We start from the raw sequence: 1,211 nt of genomic DNA on the forward strand, positions 1-1,211 counted from the left end.
CAGCACCACTTTGCGCCCGGTCTGCTCAGGCTGAATGGCCGCGCGCTGCTCGGCAAAGGGCAGCGCGCCGAACAGCGGGCGGATATGGCAGTTGCCCGGCAGGCGTTTGGCCAAGGCACCTGCGGCGCGGCGGATTTCACCCTCCCCGGGCAGAAACACCAGAATGCCGCCGCCCTGATCCCTGTCTGTGCTGCGTGTTTCCTTTTCCGCCTGCACCACCAGATCCGTCAGCGCGTCCACGCGGCGGGCCTGGGCAGGCAGGGGGCGGTCCAGCCAGCGGGTTTCCACCGGATAGCTGCGCCCCTCTGAGGTGATCATTGGCGCGCCCAGCAGCGCCGCTACGGGGTCTGCATCCAGTGTTGCCGACATCGCGACCAGGATCAGGTCGTCGCGCAGCGCGCCGGCCACCTCCAGGCACAGGGCAAGCCCCAGATCGGCGTTCAGCGACCGTTCGTGGAATTCATCAAAGATCACCGCGCCGATGCCCGGCAGGTCCGGGTCCGACTGCAGCATCCGGGTCAGGATGCCCTCGGTCACCACTTCGATCCGTGTCGCCTTGGAAACCTTGGCATCGCCGCGCACCCTATAGCCGACGGTCTGGCCGGGCGTCTCCCCCAGCGTCTCCGCCATCCGCTCGGCGGCGGCGCGGGCGGCCAGGCGGCGGGGTTCCAGCATCACAATGCGGCCCTGGGTCAGGCCCGCCTCCAGCATCGCCAGCGGCACCCGTGTGGTTTTGCCCGCACCTGGCGGCGCCTGCAGCACGGCACGGCCGCGGGCGCGCAGGGCGTCCAGCAGTTCGGGGAGGGCGTCTTCGATCGGCAATCTGGTCATGTCGCCTTATCGCCAAAGGCAGCGGTCAGGTCCAGCGGCCAGTCCGCACGAAGAGAACTTGCGCAAACCGGGGCAAGCGCGGCGGATTTGCCGCCTTTCCTGCCGCGTCTGCTGATGTAGGTTGCGCGGCAAACAGCAGGGACTGGACTTTGCGGGCGGCCTTGCGCCATGGTCCGCCCATCACGACAGGAAGACACGCATGGATACCGAACAGCTGACGCAAAAGATCCTCGATGGCGACCGGCGGGCGCTGGCCCGCGCCATAACCCTGGTGGAAAGCGGCCGTGAGGATCACCGCGCCAAGGCGCAGGAACTGCTGTCGGAACTGGCCAAACACAAGCGTCAGTCGCTGCGCATCGGCTTGTCGGGCACGCCGGGGG

General features: G+C 68.2%; 1 protein-coding gene and 1 pseudogene. One reads left to right on the forward strand and one right to left on the reverse strand.

From position 1 onward, the window contains the following. On the reverse strand, nt 1–831 hold an 831-nt coding region (locus tag A2I95_RS39920), incomplete at its 3' end, for a DEAD/DEAH box helicase (RefSeq protein WP_291737875.1). Nucleotides 832–1,030: 199 nt separating this feature from the next. Between A2I95_RS39920 and A2I95_RS39925 the strand changes: the two are divergent. Next, a pseudogene (locus tag A2I95_RS39925) lies at nt 1,031–1,211 on the forward strand (methylmalonyl Co-A mutase-associated GTPase MeaB); the annotation flags it as partial.

Source organism: Leisingera sp. F5 (assembly GCF_001593695.1).